Origin of the sequence: Rheinheimera sp., from assembly GCF_037442345.1 — a bacterium.
Lineage (GTDB): Bacteria > Pseudomonadota > Gammaproteobacteria > Enterobacterales > Alteromonadaceae > Pararheinheimera.
Genome location: NZ_JBBIQL010000013.1, coordinates 63,908 through 80,899 on the forward strand (window position 1 = coordinate 63,908; position 16,992 = coordinate 80,899).

A 16,992-nucleotide genomic window follows, 5' to 3' on the forward strand; every position below is an offset into this window, starting at 1 on the left:
GTTATTGTTGTGTCCGGGCCAGCTCCATCATCTCTATACCCAAACAACTTTAAGGGCGACGGGTATCATTAGTTCAGAGTGTACCTTTGGGTAAAAGCCCGGAAATTGTCATGACTGACAATAGCGCCTGTGTGCTCCACCACAAAAGCAGCCAAAGCTGCAGCCAGCCGTGCTGCTGCTTTGGCATCTTTGCCAGCCAAACGCGCGGCCAGATAACCGCCATTAAAGGAATCACCCGCTGCTGTGGTGTCCACCACTTTTTTTACTGTCACGGCCGGCATATGAAAGCTCTCTGCACTGGTGTGCACAGTGGCGCCCTCTTTGCCGTTTTTCACTACTATTTCGGCCACACCCAGCTCTGCCAGCTGCACCACCACATCCTCAGTACTTTGGGCGTTAAACAGCACTTTGTGGTCGTCCAGCCCGGGCAGCGCCAAATCGGATAAGGCATAAGCACGCACAAACGCCGCTTTGCAGTCGTCCACGCTGCGCCACAAGGTAGGCCGGTAGTTCGGGTCAAACGCAATTTTTACACCGGCCGCCTTTAATTCAGCCAACAGACCAAACAAGGTTTCACGGTCCGCTTCAGGCAAAATCGCCAGGCTGATGCCGGAGAAATAAAACCAGTCACTGCGGCTGAGCTGACCCAACGTCAGCTGTTGCTGATACAAAGCGATGGTTTGTTTAGCGGCCGAACTGTCGCGCCAATACACAAAGCTGCGTTCGCCGAAACAGTCGGTGTTGATCATATACAGGCCAGGCCGCGCGGTTTTACTGCGCAGCATCAGGCTGCTGCCAAGCTTCTCCGCTTCCACCGCCGCCAGCAATTTATCGCTGATCAGATCCGTGCCTACTGCGGTAAAAAAGTCGACCTGCACAGCCGGGTTCATCCGTTTTAAATACACGGCGGTATTAAATACATCACCGGCAAAATTCTGGTGGTAGACGTTTTCCACCAGTTGGTACAACTCCACCATGCATTCGCCCAATACGATGACCCGACCCGTCATACACTTCCCCTTGTTAAGCTGATTTGCGCAGAGGCGCGGATTTTTCGGCCAGACAGGTGCCGGCCAGACGTACAGACTCGGCCGTCAGCGCCGTGATAGCCGCGTAATGGCCCGCTTTGACCAGATCGGCCGGTGTCAGCCAGCTGCCACCGACCACAAACACATTGGGCAGGCTCAGGTACTCTGTCAGATTCGCGGCGCTGATACCACCGGTCGGGCAGAAACGCACTTGCTGAAAAATGCTGCGCACTGCGTTCAGCAGTGGGGTACCACCACTTAAATTGGCCGGAAAAAACTTCAGCTCATTCAGGCCCATTTCGTGGGCCATCGCCATTTCAGACACAGTGGACACCCCAGGTGCCAACGGCAGTCCGGTGTCGATCATCGCTTGCAGCAAGGCTGGTGTAGAGGCCGGGCTGACCAGAAACTGGGCACCGGCATTTTTGCAGTCCTGCGCCTGAGCCGCATTCAGCACAGTACCAGCACCGACCAGTACCGAAGGCAAGGCCGAACGAATGGCGCTGATGGCGTCCAGCGCTTTTGGCGTGCGCAGCACCACTTCCACCGCACTCACCCCACCCTGCGCCAGCGCAGCAGCTATATCGACCGCCTGCTCTGGTTGTTCAGTCTGAATAATGGGCAGCAAAGGGCAGCCATTTAATAAGCGGGACAAAGCGGTCATACAGGGTCTCCATTAAGTAACAAGTTCCATTGGGGCTGCACAGCATCAGTGGCCGACTGGTGGTTCAATACGTCATAAGCACGGCTTAACGCTGCGACAAACTCTGGCTGTTGGCTCAGGCGGGCCGGAAATACAGCATCCAGCGCCAACCACAAGGGCAGATCGGTGGCGGCCTTACCACTGCACTGGCCTGCTATTGCCAGTAACTGCGAGGCGAAGGGGTCCACCAATGGCACAGGTTCAGCCAATTGCTGCTGCATGGCGCGGCGGCGGATAAACTGCAGCCAGCTGGCAATAGCGACGGCGAGCAGCCGTACCGGACGACCGGCCTGAACGTTATCCAGAATCACCGGGATCAGCCGCATCGGCAGTTTTTGTGAACCGTCCCAGGCAATTTGTGCCAGCAAATGCCGCACTGAGGGGTTTAAAAAGCGCTGGAAAATAGCAGCGCTGTACTGGGCTAAATCCAGGCCTTTGAGCTCAGGCACCGACGGCAGAATTTCCTGCTGTACCAGCAGTGTCACCAGTGCCGCTAACTGCGGGTGCGCCATGGCATCCAGCACAGTTTCGAGGCCAAGCAACGAGCCCAAATAAGCCAGAGTGGAATGCGGGGCGTTTAATAAACGCAGCTTGGCTTTCTCAAAGGCGGTCACGTCCGGCGTGAAAATTACCCCGGCTTCGCGCCAGGCGGGCTGCTCTGCCGGTAACACATCTTCCACCACCCATTGCACAAAGGCTTCGCGTTTAACTGGCCAGGCATCGGCAAAGCCAGTACGCTGCTGCACCAGCTCACGCAACGCATCGTCGGTGGCCGGGGTAATGCTGTCGACCATAGAACAAGGGCAAATCAGCTGCTGTAACGCCGCGAGGAAACCAGCCCGTTCGCGATACGCCAGCGCATGCGCGGCAAAACGTTGCACTGAGGCTTTGAGCTTATGGCCATTGTCGGTCAGGTTGTCACAGCTCATTAAGGTCAGCAGTGGCACACCGGCCTGATAACGCAGGAACAACGCCTGCACCAGCAAACCGATGGCAGACTCAGCCCGCACTGAGCCGTCCGGCACTACTTCTGCCAACGCCAGATCCGCAGCCACCACCGGCAGGGTCAGATCCAGTTCACCTCGGCCATTCAGGCAGTAGCCTTTTTCCGTAATGGTCAGAGTGACATAACGGCATTGAGGCGCCGTTAAACGGGCCAGCACCTGGCCGTACTGACTGGGTGCCACCAGCACTTCGGCGATGGAGCCCACCAGTTCAAGTTCGGTCTGCTGCTCCATCGCGGCCAGATAATACAAGCCATCTTGTGGCTGCAAGGCCGCGGCCACATCGGCGCTTCGCATCGACACCGCACAAATACGCCAGTCACCACCAGCGAGCAACAGAGCTCTGTGGGTGTACCAGGCCTGGTGACCGCGGAAAAACGCGCCAGGGCCTAAATGCACCAGGCCTATGCCCGGTGTTTTGTTCTGCAGATAAGCAGGCAACACATCCTGCGCAGTAGTGCGGCTCAGACGACTCATAACTGGTAGGCCTGCTTGGCTAATTTGTAAGTCAAATCATGCGCCAACTGATGGGCTTCGTCTTCGTTCAGACGGTGCTCGGCCACCAGCTGCGCCAGGAAACGGCAGTCAATGCGGCGGGCCACGTCGTGACGGGCTGGAATCGACAGAAACGCACGGGTGTCGTCATTAAAACCGACCGTATTGTAAAAACCAGCCGTTTCAGTCACCTGATGGCGGAACCTGAGCATGCCTTCCGGGCTGTCGTGGAACCACCAGGCCGGGCCCAGTTTCAGCGCCGGGTAATGACCAGCCAATGGCGCCAGCTCCCGGGCGTAGGTGGTTTCGTCCAGCGTAAACAGAATAATCTTCAGGCTGGGCTCGTTGCCGTATTTCTGCAACAAAGGTTTTAACTGGCTGACAAACTCGGTCGGGCTTGGAATATCTGCGCCTTTGTCGGCGCCGAAGCGCTCAAAAATCACCTGGTTATGGTTACGGTGTGCGCCGGGGTGAATTTGCATGGTCATGCCATCTTCCAGGCTCATGCCGGCCATTTCGGTCAACATCTGGCCACGGAACAGTTCGGTCTCTTCCGCGCTGGCCGTGCCAGACAGGCACCTGGCAAACAGCGCTTCGGCCTCTTTGAAAGGCAAATCGGCGGTTTTGGCGGTGGGGTGACCATGGTCGGTTGCCGTAGCGCCGTGATCGCGAAATACAGCCCGGCGAATGCGCAGTGCCTGCAGGTAACCGGCCCAGTTTTGGGTGTCCTGACCTGTCAGTTCGCCCAGTTTGGCGATATTGGCGGCAAAATCAGCGCGGTCTGCGTCCACCACGTCATCAGGCCTGAAGGTGGTGATCACCCGTTGTTCAAAACCGCTGCCTTTGAGTTTGGCATGATGGCGTAAATCGTTCAGCGCGCCTTCTGTGGTGGCAATGACTTCAATATTAAAACGGTCCAACAGTGCCCGTGGTTTATAGGCTGCGGTCGCCAGCGCCGCATTGATATGGTCGTAGTACAGATCAGCAGTTTGTGGGCTTAATGCCACATTCAGACCAAACACATCGTGGAACACCGAATCCAGCCAGATGCGGGATGGCGTGCCGCGGAACAGGTAATAGTGTTCAGCAAAAATGCGGAAAATCTTGCGGTAGTCTGTTTCCACCGCGCTGCCGTCTTTACGGCGAATGCCCAGTTGCTCCAGGCTGATGCCCTGGCTGTACAGCATACGGAATACATAGTGGTCCGGCAGCAGCAGCAGGCTGGTGGCATTGTCCCAGTTCTGGTTATCGGCAAACCAGCGCGGGTCTGTGTGACCATGCGGGCTGATAATAGGCAAATCTTTGATTTCGGCATACAAACGGCGCGCGATATCACGTTGCTGTGGTTCGGCGGCAAATAAACGATCGGGATGTAAACTCAGCACTGTCATGATGTCTCTCTTAGCCTTGGGGCTGCGCTTATAAAGTCACGCCGTTTTTCCAGATGGCGATTTCTTTGTTCAGATACACTTCGTTGCGGGTGCGCTCACCTGAGGCCACCGCCACTAAATAACGGAAAAATTCTTTGGCAAATTCAGTCACCGACTGCCCCGGCTGCAACATGGCGCCGGCGTCATAGTCAATCCAGGTCGGTTTGCGGGCCGCCAGCGCTGAATTGGACGCAATTTTGACGGTGGGAACCGGAAAGCCCAGCGGCGTGCCGCGGCCAGTGGTAAACAGGATCAGGGTGGCGCCAGCGGCCGTTAAGGCTGTGGAGGACACTGCGTCATTGCCGGGGCCCTGCAATAACGTCAGGCCAGGCACCGTGGCCTGCTGACCATAGTCAATCACCTGCTCCACTATGGCGGAACCGCCTTTCTGAATTGCCCCCAGCGACTTTTCTTCCAGTGTGGTGAGACCACCGGCTTTATTGCCCGGGCTTGGGTTTTCGTACACCGGCTGATTATTGGCAATAAAGTACTGTTTAAAGTCATTCACCAGCTGCACTATGCCGTCAAACACCTGCTCAGTGCGGGCCCGCGCCATCAGCACTTGCTCAGCCCCAAACATCTCGGGCGTTTCGGTCAGGATCACTCTGGCACCGGCCGCACTGGCTAAATCGGCAATCTGGCCCACCAGCGGGTTGGCGGTCAGGCCACTGAAACCATCGGAACCACCGCATTTCATACCAAAACTTAAATCCGACACCGGGCAGTCGGTGCGCGCATCCTGACTCATCAGCTGCAGCAGCTCTTTGGCGGCGGCCAGACCCTCTTCGTCCTCATCACTGACCTGCTGGGCGTTAAAGGCGCGAAGACGGTTTTGGTCCAGGTGCTCCAGGCCCATCAGCAAGGTGGTCAGTTGGTTGTTCTCGCAGCCAAGACCAATAATCAGCACAGCACCGGCATTGGGGTTTTGCGCCAGGCCAGCCAGAATGCTGCGGGTATGGTTTAAATCATCACCCAGCTGCGAGCAGCCAAAGGGGTGGGTATAAGCAAACACCCCATCAATATTTGGCAGTTGCTGCGCTTCACAATACTGCTGGGCGGCTTTGGCAATACGGCTGGCCGCCTGATTGACACAACCCACTGTATTGAGAATCCACAGCTCATTGCGGGTGCCGACCTGGCCATTGCCACGGCGGTAGCCTTTAAAATGGGTGGGTAAATCGGCCGGATACCTCAGAGGGCTGGCCTGTAAGCCTTGGTAGCTGTAGTCCAGTTCACCATCCAGCGCCGTTTTCAGGTTATGGCTGTGGATATGCGCACCGGCTGCTACATTGGCCGTCAGTACCCCAATGGCATAGCCGTATTTAATAACCTTGTCGCCCTGGGCCAGGGCCGTTAATGCCAGCTTATGACCTGCCTGCACGGCCTCGCTCACACAGATATGCTGCCAGGGCGCCGGTAATGGCTGACCAGCCTCCAGGTTCTGTAAAGCCACCAGCACATTGTCACGTGGATGCACCTGCCACACCAACGCCTGTGGTTCACCGGTCAGGGGGGCACTGCAACTGGCAGATTGTGACTTGATTTCTGTACTCACTGTTGACCCTTATGGCCGCTATACAGCCTGAAATTTGCCATTGTCCATCGGTAGCAAAAACCGGACAAAAATTTAACTCTGTGGGCTGTGTTGCCAGGCCTCACCATTCAGTTGCACCTGTTGTGTCCGGATCTCGCTCACCTGCTCCAGCACGCCCAGCTGCAAAGCCCGGGCTGTAACCTTAGACAACTGAATAAGCCCTATAGGCGCCTCGGCAAAACCACGCAGCTCAAATAAACGTTCTGCCTGGCCTATCTCTACATTGTGCAGCGAGACATTGCGCACTTGAGGCAGGAAAGCACCATCCCGGCCTTCTTCATAAAAATAGTTGATCACAATGGCGTCTTTCACCTGACCAATCACAATGTCACGCAGCGCCACTGTGTCGATTTCACCGCCACGCAACGCATTGGTTTTAATCCGCAGCCCCCGGTCTAAATCCGGGCTGCTCATTACCAGACGACGGGCAAAAATCGCGTGAGCGCCACCAGAGATTTCACTGCCCAGCACCACACCGCCATGACCGGCTTTCATCACACAATCCTGGATCAGCACCTGCTGCACCGGCGTGGCGAACCGACGGCCATCGGCATTGCGGCCAGATTTGAGCGCGATGCAGTCATCACCTGTGTCAAATTCACAACCTTCAATCAGCACCCGCTGGCAGGATTCCGGATCACAGCCATCCGAATTCGGTCCATGACTGATGCACTTCACATTACGCACTGTTAAATCCTGGGTCAGCACCGGATGAATCAACCAGAATGGCGAGTTGGTCAGTGTCAGGCCTTCAATCCGCACTTGCTGGCAGTCATAGGTTTGCAGCAAAGGCGGACGCAGAAAATTCGGTGTCAGTACCCGCTGTTCCACTGGCAGCCCCTGTTCGGTCATTTGCATCAGCAAATCACGACCGGCTTTTTGCTCCTGCTCAGGGTTTACCTGCCAGGGCGTATGTTTCCACGCCCCTTTCCACGGCCACCAGTGCTGATTGCTGCCACCGCCATCAATGCGGCCCAGCCCCGTGACCGCAATATTGGTCGCCTGATAAGCATAAATCAGTGGCTGATAGCCCATCAGTTCCATACCTTCCCAGCGCGTATGCACATAAGGCAGGTAAAGTTCCGGCTCAGGCACAAACTGCAATAACGCATCTTTGGCCAGATGCAACTCCACATTGGATTTCAGCCGGATGGCGCCACAAGGCCAGACGCCGGCACTGAGCAGCACCCGGCCTCCCCCCTGTTGATGGCATAAATCAATCAGTGCCTGCAGCGCCTGACGGTTATGCCGGGCCAGACTGACCGCCTGAATCGCTTCGGCCTGACTGGGCAGTACCTGCACCTGATGAGCGCTGGCCTGGTAAATTTTTGGCGGGATCGTCACAGGCTGGACAGAGGCTTCAATAGCGTCCGCCTGCTGCCATAACAACTCCAGTCCGCTGAGCTCCACAGCGGGGCCGGCCGAGCTGCAATGGCTCAGTACTACTGGGGCAGTTAATGCCAGAGAGCTTTTCAGAAAATCTCGTCTGTCCATCCGGTTCACTCTTATCAGGCCTGAGATCCGGCCCATTTCTCTGGTAATAAAAACATCTTAAAACAACTTGCCACCGGTAGCAATATGACAATTAAAGTTTATGCCACCGATGGACAAATTAATTAGAGCCCATACTCTGGCTTAGGGCTTGTTGACGTTTCAGGGTTATTTTTGCAGCAGCCTAGCCGGTTTTTATGCAAGGCAGTGCGAGAGCAGTGTAGTTAGTCTACATAAACGAGTACTAACGCAGCAGAAAGACCGGCCAGGCGCTGCCCTTCGGGTTCGGTCTGGCGGCGCCCTGCACTTTGTCACTCGTCGCTTATTTAGAATAACTAAACTTCGCTCCTCGTTTCGCGTTCAGAACGCCGCCAGAGCGAACAAAATTTAATCTCGAAACGTCAACAAGCCCTAGTTGCACAGCCAGAAAATAAAGGGGTTAATCCTGTTTTAAGGTGGAATCCCGCACCACTAAAGTCGGTGCTACTTTGGCCGCCACATTGCGGGCAGCGGAGTCATTGTCTTCAATGCTCATAATAATTTTGGTGGCCGCCAGCTGGGCCATTTGCCGCACCGGCCGGCGGATAGTGGTCAGGGCCGGGATCACCCGGCTGGCCAGCAAGTTGTCATCAAAACCCGCCACAGACAGTTCCTCCGGCACTTTAATACCCAGCAGATGAGCGGCTTTGAGCAGGCCTGCCGCCATCTGGTCGTTATAGGCAAAAATGGCGGTGGGCCGCTCCGGCTGGCTCAGCAGCTGCATGGCACACTGGGTAGCGGCTTCATAGGTAGCTTCACTTTCCAGCACCCAGTCCGATCGCAGTTTAATGCCATAAGCCGACAGTCCCAGCTCAAACCCATTCAGACGCTCCACTGACGATTTATAACGCAAGGGACCACTGATGTACGCAATATGCTGGTGACCCAACTGTGCAAAATAACGTGCCATTTCAGCCGCTGCCGCTCTGTCGTCAGACACCACGGAGCGGCTGGGTTCATCCAGCAGTACAGAGGTCAGCCGCACATAAGGCTGGCCTGCCTGATCCAAAGCCTGCGCCAGATGTTCCAACTCCGACACGGGCGGCAGAATGATCACCCCATCCAGTTTGGATCTGTTGATAAAGGTGAAGCAGTCCTGCACCAGAGTTTCGCTACGGTAGCGGCAGGGGTGAACCACCAGCTCATAACCACGTTGTGAACAGCTCTCCAGCACACCACGCTGCACATCATCCAGATACAAGGCGTCCGGGTTATCATAAATCAAGCCAAGCAGATAAGAGCGGCTGGACGCCAGGCCACGGGCCTGCGGACTGGGAGTGTAGTTCAGTTCAGCAATCACCTTTTCCACCCGGACCCGGGTCGACTCGCCAACACTCAAAGAGCCATTCAGCACCCGCGATACGGTGCGTTTGGACACACCGGCAATACGGGCCACGTCATTAATGGTCGAGGTTTTCAGTGAGATCAAAGGTGTTACTCCATGGTTAAAAGGGCCAGTTACAGCTCGGCCACAGCCATTCTATCCTGAATTGCAAAACTGAAGCCAGCCGCAACAATTCCGTTACAGCCCAAGCGCCGCTGGCAGCCACTCGCTGATTGCCGGCACATAAGTGATCAGCAGCAATACCACAATCATCGCCAGATACATAGGCAACAATGGCCTTAACAATTGTTCCAGCTTCACTTTAGCGACGGCGCAGGCGACAAACAGCACACTGCCGACCGGTGGAGAAATCAGGCCGATCGACAGATTCAGGATCATCATAATGCCGAAGTGCAGTGGCGACAGGCCCAACTCCATCGCCACAGGCAAGAAAATAGGCGTAAAGATCAGCACGGCTGGCGTCATATCCATAAAGGCGCCGACGATCAGCAGAATCACATTGATCAGCAGCAGGATCAGAATTGGGTTTTCACTTAAGGTGAGTAAGCCTGCACTGACCGACTGCGGGATATTTTCGTACGATAAAATCCAGGACATGGCCGCTGAAGTGGCAATCAGCGCCAACACTATGGCGGTAGTCTCCGTCGATTTCAGCAAAATTTTACCTAAGTCGGCCAGCGCCACTTCTTTGTAAATCATCACCGCCAGCACAAAGGAATAGACCACCGCAATGGCACCGGCTTCGGTCGCGGTAAAAGCGCCGCTGATAATGCCACCAATCACCAGCACTATCATCAGCATACTGGGAATGGCTGCCGCCACTTTGGGGATCACCACAGACAATGGCAAACGGGCGGCGACAGGAAAGCCTTTGATTTTGGCGTAACCGGCACAGACAACCATCAGCGCCAGGCCCAGCAAAATACCGGGCAAATACCCGGCAACAAAGAGCGCCGCGATAGACACACCGCCACTGGCTATAGCGTACACAATCATAATATTGCTGGGAGGGATCAGCAGACCTGTAGTGGAAGCAGCCGCCGTCACCGCGGCGCTGTAGTTGTCGTCATAGCCCTGCTTTTTCATCTCCGGCAGCATAAAACTGCCAATGGCTGAAGTCGCCGCCACTGCAGAGCCGGAGATAGCGCCAAACAACATACAGGACACCACATTCACCAGCGCCAGGCCACCTGGCAAAGCACCAACCAGCGCCATCGCACATTCAATCAGCCGCTTGGCTATACCGCCACGCCCCATCAATAAACCGGACAGCACAAAAAACGGAATGGCCAGCAAAGCAAAACTGTTCAGGCCACCCGCCATCCGCTGCGCCAGCGTGGTGATGGCTGGCAGCACATCCATACTCAACAACATGGTGGCCAGGGTGGCTAAACCAATACAAAACGAAATGGGCACGTTTAAAAACAGCAGAATAAAAAACAGCCCCAATAACACCAATGCAGACAATTCCATTATTCCGACTCCGCACAATTCAATGGCTTACCACGCCACAAACACAACAGCTGGCAGTAGCCATACACGGCAATCAGCAAGCCCGTCAGCGGCAACACCAGGTAAATCCAGCCCATACCAATGCCCAAGGCGGCTGACATCTGGTTCAGCTCAAAGGCCAGCCGCACCAAAGCGCCTCCACCAATAACCAGCACAGCGACAGCAAACAGCACCACACAGCTGGTCAGCAGCATTGCCATCTTGTGCTGAGCTTTGGCCGGCAGTTTGCTGGTCAGAATATCCAGCCCCAGATGCTGGCCGGTGCGATAAGCCCAGGCCGCCCCTAACATACCAATCCACAACAACAAGGTGCGGGCAATTTCTTCGGTCATTGAACTGGGGCTGCCCAGGATAAACCGCGATACCACCTGCCAGCACACCACCAGCACAATGGCAGCCATCAGGCCAATCAGCACCCGACGTAAAAATTGATCGATCCAGAACAACGATTTAGTCATTTTGCGGCTCCTGTGTTTGGGTCGGCCTTTGAACCTGGTCCGGCGCCGCTTTCACTTGCGCTATAGCACTGATTAAATCGCCGACCACAGAACCGTGCAGGCGTTGGTGCAGCGGCTGCACCGCCTGAATAAACACGGTTTTGTCCGGGTAAATCACCTCCACACCCGCTGCTTTGACTTTAGCCAGCGCATCGTGGGTTGAGATTTTCCAGGCTTCCCGCTGATACGCCACCGAATCAGCCACAGCCTGCTGCAACCAACCTTGCTGCTCTGCACTCAGGCTATCCCAGATATGCTGACTCATCAGGATCAGGTCCGGCACGCTGGTATGTTCATCCAGCAGGTAGTACTTACACAGCTCGTAATGGCGGGATAAATAAAAACTGGGCGGGTTGTTTTCGGCGCCATCCACCACCCCTTGTTGCAGAGCGGTGTACAGCTCGCCCCAATCCACCGGCGTGGCGGCACCGCCGAGCGTCTGCACCATCTGCACAGCAGTCTGGCTGTTGGGCACGCGGAATTTCAGGCCGGCTAAATCGGCCGGGCTGCTGATTTTAGCCTGGGTGGTATAAAAACTGCGGCTGCCGGCATCGTAATACCCCAGGCCTTTTAGCCGTACCGGTGATAAATCCGCCAGCAGCTTCTGGCCGATCGGGCCTTCCAGCACCTGCCATAAGTGCTGCTCGTCGCGAAACACATAAGGCACACTGAATACCTGCATGCTGGGGGCAAAGCCTTCCAGCGGTGCAGCCGACACTTTGGTTAATGCCAACGAGCCGATTTGCAGCAGTTCAATCAGTTCACGTTCAGAGCCCAGCTGACCACCGCTGTACACCTGGATCTTCATCGTGCCGCCTGAGTAGTGTTCCAGTCGCTCCGCCATGTTCAGCATGGCTTTGTGCACCACATGTTCCTGATCCAGCGAATGCGCCATCCGCAGTGTCAGTGCAGGTTCAGCCTGCTGACAGCCGGACAGCAGCCAGCAGCAGCCCACCAGGCTATACCACCATTTCATCCTCTTCTCCCCTGTTGTAACGAGCCCGGGCTCTTTGTGTTTAATGTGGCCCGGTGCTGCAGGAAATCCGGTCAGCGCAGAGCGCTGGCCGGGAATTTATCCATATCGTTGTAGTCGTGATTCTCGCCCGCCATACCCCAGATAAAGGTGTAACTGCCAGTGCCACAACCGCTGTGAATGGACCAGGGCGGTGACACCACCGCCTGTTCATTGCCGACCCAAAGATGGCGGGTTTGTTGGGGTTCGCCCATAAAGTGACAAACCTGCTGGCCTTCAGCCAGACCAAAGTAGTAATAAGCTTCCATCCGTCTGTCATGCTGGTGCGCCGGCATGGTGTTCCAGACACTGCCAGGCTCCAGCACGGTCAACCCCATCTGCAGCTGGCAGGTGTCCACCACACCACGGATCATCAACTGGTAAATCTGCCGTTTATTGCTGGTTTCCAGCGCGCCCATATCCAGCACTGTGCACTGCGCCATCGTAATATGGCGGTTGGGGTACGGATGGTGCGCCGGCGTAGAATTCAGATAGAAACGGGCCGGATTGGCCGCGTCATCACTGTGAAAGCTGACGTCTTTCGCCCCTTTGCCGACATAGAGCGCTTCGCGAAACTGCAACGGATAGTCGGTACCATCCACCCGGACCACCCCTGTCCCTCCGGTGTTGATCACACCAAGCTCACGCCGCTCCAGGAAGTAACCGGCTTTGAGCGCATCGACGGTCTGCAGCCATACAGGTGCTTGCACCGGCACCGCACTGCCAACAATCAGCCGTTCATAATGGGTGTAATTGAGCACCAGCTGGTCGGCCTGCATCAGGTTGTCGACCAGAAAATGCTGGCGTAATTTGTCAGTGTCGTAGTGCCGCACATCATCAGGATGACAGGCATAGCGCTGGGTAAATACAGGGTTCATCTTCACTCCACTTAATAAAACAACAGGCTGACTAACGCGCTAACCAGCCACCGTCCACGGCCAGTACATGCCCATGTACATAATCACTGGCTTTGGACGCAAGAAACACCACAGCGCCGGCCAAATCCGCCGGTTCGCCCCAGCGCCCAGCTGGCAAGCGGGCCAGAATCTGTTGGTTGCGCTCTGCATTGGCCTGCAATGCCGCCGTATTGTCAGTACGGAAATAGCCCGGTGCTATCGCATTCACATTCACCCCCTGCCCGGCCCATTCATTGGCCAGCGCCCGGGTTAAACCCACCACCGCATGTTTGCTGGCGGTATAGGCCGGCACCGTAATACCGCCGCTGTACGACAACATAGAGGCAATATTAATAATTTTGCCCTGGCCCCGCTCCAGCATGGCTTTGCCCAGCTGCTGGCTCAGCAAAAAAGTCGCATCTAAATTTACGGCCAGGTTTTGTTGCCAGTCCGCCAGCGCAAAGTCTTTGGCCGGAGTGCGGCTGATGGTGCCACCGCAATTCACCAGAATATCAATCTGACCCGCTTGTGCCTGTGCCTGTGTCGCCAGATTTAAAACAGCCTGCGTATCGGCCAGGTCAGCATACAGCGGATGTGCCTTGCCACCTGCCGCCTGGATCTGCGCCAGGGTTTCAGCACAGCCCCCAGCACCGGAGCTGGCACACCAGACTTCAGCCCCTGCTTGTGCCAGTGCCACAGCAATGGCCTGGCCCAGGCCACGGCTGGCGCCGGTAACCAACGCTTTTTGCCCATTTAAGCCAAATAATTGCTCAAGTAACATGCCTTTTTCCCCCTTTACCTTTACGTAAACTTCCAGAACAGCTGACGCCAAGGTAAATAGTTAAGTATATGAAAATAAATAAAAACAACTAAAACATTCAGTTTTGTTACAACTATTTCAGCTTTTTTTCTGTTCAGTATTTGACAGTAATTATGGCTTGGTGTTAGCTTTTTGCCATCGGTGGCAAAAAAACGCAAGCTAATTTTGCCACCGATAGACAAAATAATAAATTTCAATCAACAGGGCTCAGGTTGTATCGGGCCATGCTAAAAAGTCAGCAGCCAAGACTGCTGAAAAAGTAAAAAAACCAGACAAGGAATACAACATGGCAGCTCAAGCACAGGCATTTCGCCTCCATCCACTCGTGCTCGCAATGACTATCGCCGCAGGCAGCACTTCCGTGTTGGCGGATCAACAGACCGATACCACTGCAGCCAAAGCTAAAGCCGAAGAAAATGTGGAAGTCATTCAGGTGACCGGCAGCTTCCGCGACAGTTTATCCAATGCACTGAACGTCAAACGCCAGTCAGACAGCGCCATTGATTCCATCATGGCGGAAGACATCGCTGACTTCCCTGACTTAAACCTGGCGGAGTCTTTGCAGCGTATTCCTGGTGTGGCCATCAGCCGCGCTGCCGGGGAAGGCCGCCAAATCACAGTACGTGGCCTGGGCCCGGATTTTACCCGTGTCCGTATTAACGGTATGGAAGCCATTTCAACCAGTGGCGGTACGGACCAGATAGGCGGCGCCAACCGTGGCCGTGGTTTTGATTTCAACACCTTCTCTTCCGACTTATTCAGTTCCTTAACAGTGCGCAAAACCGCCAGCGCAGACGTCGAAGAAGGCTCGTTAGGCTCCACTGTGGACTTACGTGCCGCCCGTCCTTTTGACTACGATGGCTTTACCTTTACGGCATCGGGCCAGCTGGGTTACAACGATTTGTCCGAGAAAAACGACCCGAAAGCCTCATTCCTGATCAGCGATCATTTCCTCGATGGCAAATTCGGCGCTTTATTCTCTGCCTCATTTTCTGAGCGCAATTTAAAAGACCAGGGGGCAAGTACGGTGCGCTGGAACAACGTCAATGACTTTGGTTCCTACAAAGGCTCGACCACAGCCACCGAACTGAACGCTATCAACAATGCATTCCGCCCGCGTTTACCCCGTTATGACTCCTACACCCATGATATGGAACGTATCGGCCTGAGTTCAGCCTTCCAGTTCAGACCCAACGAAGATACCAAAATCGACCTGGACCTGTTGTACGCCAAAACTGATGCCACCCGGAATGAAGTGTTTTTGCAGGGCATTCTGAACTCAGGTGCCAACAGACCCACCACGGCCACAGCGGGCAGCGGTAACACAGGCGTGATGAATGTGGTGGATTATTTTATTGATGACACCAACACCATGACATACGGTGCCTTTGAGAATGCCACCATCCGTGCCGAAAACCGCTTTGACGAACTGGGCACTGAATTTACCCAGGCCAACCTGAATTTCAGCCATTACCTGAATGATGACCTGAAACTGGAAGCCATGGTGGGCAGCGCCACCTCTGAATTCGACAATCCGGTGCAAACCACCCTGGTGATGGAAAAACGTGGCGTCGATTTCAGCTACGACTACCGTGGAGCAGGCCGGGAGAGCCCAAGCCTGGTGTTCGGTGACGGTGTATTTGACCCCAACGGCTGGACGTCCAACTCAGTGCGTTTACGTCCGCTGGGTGCTGAGAACGGCTATGACACCGCTGAAGTCAACCTGAGCTGGACTTTAACTGACAGCATCAACTTAAAAGCAGGTCTGCACTACAAAGACTTTACTTTTGAAACATTCGAAGCACGCCGCTCTGCTGAAAACGCCGCTGGCGTTGTCTATACACCCGAATTAATTAAAGAATACAATTCTGGCCTGGGTTCTCAGCCGGTCTGGCTGGTGCCTGACTTTGATGCTGTCAATGCGGCTTACAACATTTACAGCAACACAGGGGTTTTTGCCGTCAGTAAAGACTTCCGCCGCGACGACAATTACTCAGCGCAGGAAGAGACCACTGGCGCTTACCTGATGGCCTCCTTTAACACTGAGCTGAATGAAGCACCGTTCTGGGGGAATGTCGGTATCCGCCGCGCCAGCACAGACCAGAGCTCCACCGCCTGGGCCACTGTCGGTGGCACAGCGCAGGAAATCACTGTGGATCACAGCTACGACGAAACCCTGCCATCACTGAACCTGAATTGGGAGCCGGTGGAAGACTTTATCGTCCGTTTCGGTTATGCCGAAGTGATGGCTCGCGCTGGTTTAAGCGCCATTCGTCCGAACGTATCGGTGTCCGTGTCAGGCAGCGCCATGTCGGTCAGTGGCGGTAACCCTTATCTGGAACCGACCAAAGCCAAAACCTATGACTTAGGCCTGGAATACTACTTTGGTGACGAAGCCATGATTGCGCTGGCGTTGTTCCAGAAAGACATCAACAGCCATGTGCAGTCACTGCGGGAAACCAAACCTTTCACCGAAACCGGCTTACCTGTACAGGCCGCGATTGACGCCTGTAATGCGGGCCCAAGTGGTTATGGCGATGCCTGTAATGAGAATCTGGACTGGTCCGTTACCACGCCACTCAACGGCCCTGGCGGCGACTTAAAAGGCTATGAGCTTTCCTACCAAACCCCATTCAGCATGCTGCCTGAGTTCTGGAACCGTTTTGGCTTTATCGGTAATTACACTCATGTGTCCGCAGAAATGGACTACATCAACGTGGCCGGTGAAGTGCAGGCCACCCGTGATCTGACGGGTTTGTCACGCAAAACTGTTGCCGCCACTCTGTACTATGAACACGAAGCGCTGAATGCCCGCGTCAGTCTGGCTAAACGTGATAAGTACCTGACCACTGCCATTGGCCGGGATAACAACGATATGGAAGGCACCAATGCCACCACCAATATCGATGCGTCGGTCAGTTACAGTCTGACTGAGCAGTGGAAACTGACCTTCGAAGCGCTGAACCTGACCGATGAGGTGGACGACCAGTGGGTAGACAGCTCAGGGAACCGCCTGACCTATTACCATGAAACAGGTCGCCAGTACTACCTGGGTGCTCAGTACAAGTTCTGATCCCTCCCGGAGGGCGAGGGCACACTCAGCCTCGCCTGAGATGGTTGCAGCGG

13 protein-coding genes are annotated in these 16,992 nt (G+C 55.1%); 1 reads left to right on the top strand and 12 read right to left on the bottom strand.

The window, feature by feature from the left end:
- Window positions 1-68: 68 nt before the first annotated feature.
- The 12 genes from WKJ04_RS09555 to kduD form a co-directional block, all read right to left on the bottom strand.
- Window positions 69-1,010 carry a sugar kinase gene (locus WKJ04_RS09555; RefSeq protein ID WP_337880212.1) on the bottom strand — a complete coding sequence of 314 codons (942 nt, stop codon included), beginning with the start codon at window positions 1,008-1,010 and terminating at the stop codon, window positions 69-71.
- A 13-nt stretch (window positions 1,011-1,023) separates the two neighbouring features.
- On the bottom strand, window positions 1,024-1,692 hold the full coding sequence (eda, locus tag WKJ04_RS09560) for a bifunctional 4-hydroxy-2-oxoglutarate aldolase/2-dehydro-3-deoxy-phosphogluconate aldolase (protein WP_337880213.1): 669 nt from the start codon (window positions 1,690-1,692) through the stop codon (window positions 1,024-1,026).
- Complete coding sequence (locus WKJ04_RS09565; RefSeq protein WP_337880214.1) at window positions 1,689-3,212, bottom strand: mannitol dehydrogenase family protein; 1,524 nt, start codon at window positions 3,210-3,212, stop codon at window positions 1,689-1,691. The genes eda and WKJ04_RS09565 overlap by 4 nt, the downstream gene beginning before the upstream one ends.
- Window positions 3,209-4,621: a glucuronate isomerase gene (gene uxaC / locus WKJ04_RS09570; RefSeq protein ID WP_337880215.1), complete on the bottom strand. Its 1,413-nt coding sequence runs from the start codon at window positions 4,619-4,621 to the stop codon at window positions 3,209-3,211. The genes WKJ04_RS09565 and uxaC overlap by 4 nt, the downstream gene beginning before the upstream one ends.
- A 28-nt stretch (window positions 4,622-4,649) precedes the next feature.
- Complete coding sequence (locus WKJ04_RS09575; protein WP_337880216.1) at window positions 4,650-6,215, bottom strand: altronate dehydratase family protein; 1,566 nt, start codon at window positions 6,213-6,215, stop codon at window positions 4,650-4,652.
- A 72-nt stretch (window positions 6,216-6,287) separates the two neighbouring features.
- Window positions 6,288-7,748 (bottom strand): glycosyl hydrolase family 28 protein, encoded by a 1,461-nt coding sequence (locus WKJ04_RS09580; protein WP_337880217.1) that lies wholly within the window; start codon window positions 7,746-7,748, stop codon window positions 6,288-6,290.
- Window positions 7,749-8,184: 436 nt separating this feature from the next.
- Window positions 8,185-9,213 carry a LacI family DNA-binding transcriptional regulator gene (locus WKJ04_RS09585; RefSeq protein WP_337880218.1) on the bottom strand — a complete coding sequence of 343 codons (1,029 nt, stop codon included), beginning with the start codon at window positions 9,211-9,213 and terminating at the stop codon, window positions 8,185-8,187.
- Between the two features lie 93 nt (window positions 9,214-9,306).
- The gene (locus WKJ04_RS09590) at window positions 9,307-10,602 is read right to left on the bottom strand and encodes a TRAP transporter large permease (protein WP_337880219.1); all 1,296 of its coding nucleotides are present in this window, start codon (window positions 10,600-10,602) and stop codon (window positions 9,307-9,309) included.
- Entirely contained in the window at window positions 10,602-11,099 is a 498-nt protein-coding gene (locus tag WKJ04_RS09595; RefSeq protein WP_337880220.1) for a TRAP transporter small permease, read from the bottom strand. Before WKJ04_RS09595 ends, WKJ04_RS09590 begins: the two co-directional genes overlap by 1 nt.
- A complete protein-coding gene (locus WKJ04_RS09600) occupies window positions 11,092-12,114 on the bottom strand; it encodes a TRAP transporter substrate-binding protein (RefSeq protein WP_337880221.1) in 1,023 nt (340 codons plus the stop codon). The genes WKJ04_RS09595 and WKJ04_RS09600 overlap by 8 nt, the downstream gene beginning before the upstream one ends.
- A gap of 71 nt (window positions 12,115-12,185) precedes the next feature.
- Window positions 12,186-13,028: a 5-dehydro-4-deoxy-D-glucuronate isomerase gene (kduI, locus tag WKJ04_RS09605; protein ID WP_337880222.1), complete on the bottom strand. Its 843-nt coding sequence runs from the start codon at window positions 13,026-13,028 to the stop codon at window positions 12,186-12,188.
- Between the two features lie 31 nt (window positions 13,029-13,059).
- Complete coding sequence (kduD, locus tag WKJ04_RS09610; protein WP_337880223.1) at window positions 13,060-13,827, bottom strand: 2-dehydro-3-deoxy-D-gluconate 5-dehydrogenase KduD; 768 nt, start codon at window positions 13,825-13,827, stop codon at window positions 13,060-13,062.
- Window positions 13,828-14,152: 325 nt separating this feature from the next.
- Between kduD and WKJ04_RS09615 the strand changes: the two genes are divergently transcribed.
- Entirely contained in the window at window positions 14,153-16,939 is a 2,787-nt protein-coding gene (locus tag WKJ04_RS09615) for a TonB-dependent receptor (protein WP_337880224.1), read from the top strand.
- Window positions 16,940-16,992 lie beyond the last annotated feature (53 nt).

Coding starts and splice junctions, on each gene's coding strand:
- WKJ04_RS09555 (WP_337880212.1), bottom strand. CDS start 1,010: ATGACGGGTCGGGTCATCGTATTGGGCGAATGCATGGTGGAGTTGTAC.
- eda (WP_337880213.1), bottom strand. CDS start 1,692: ATGACCGCTTTGTCCCGCTTATTAAATGGCTGCCCTTTGCTGCCCATT.
- WKJ04_RS09565 (WP_337880214.1), bottom strand. CDS start 3,212: ATGAGTCGTCTGAGCCGCACTACTGCGCAGGATGTGTTGCCTGCTTAT.
- uxaC (WP_337880215.1), bottom strand. CDS start 4,621: ATGACAGTGCTGAGTTTACATCCCGATCGTTTATTTGCCGCCGAACCA.
- WKJ04_RS09580 (WP_337880217.1), bottom strand. CDS start 7,748: ATGGACAGACGAGATTTTCTGAAAAGCTCTCTGGCATTAACTGCCCCA.
- WKJ04_RS09590 (WP_337880219.1), bottom strand. CDS start 10,602: ATGGAATTGTCTGCATTGGTGTTATTGGGGCTGTTTTTTATTCTGCTG.
- WKJ04_RS09595 (WP_337880220.1), bottom strand. CDS start 11,099: ATGACTAAATCGTTGTTCTGGATCGATCAATTTTTACGTCGGGTGCTG.
- WKJ04_RS09600 (WP_337880221.1), bottom strand. CDS start 12,114: ATGAAATGGTGGTATAGCCTGGTGGGCTGCTGCTGGCTGCTGTCCGGC.
- kduI (WP_337880222.1), bottom strand. CDS start 13,028: ATGAACCCTGTATTTACCCAGCGCTATGCCTGTCATCCTGATGATGTG.
- kduD (WP_337880223.1), bottom strand. CDS start 13,827: ATGTTACTTGAGCAATTATTTGGCTTAAATGGGCAAAAAGCGTTGGTT.
- WKJ04_RS09615 (WP_337880224.1), top strand. CDS start 14,153: ATGGCAGCTCAAGCACAGGCATTTCGCCTCCATCCACTCGTGCTCGCA.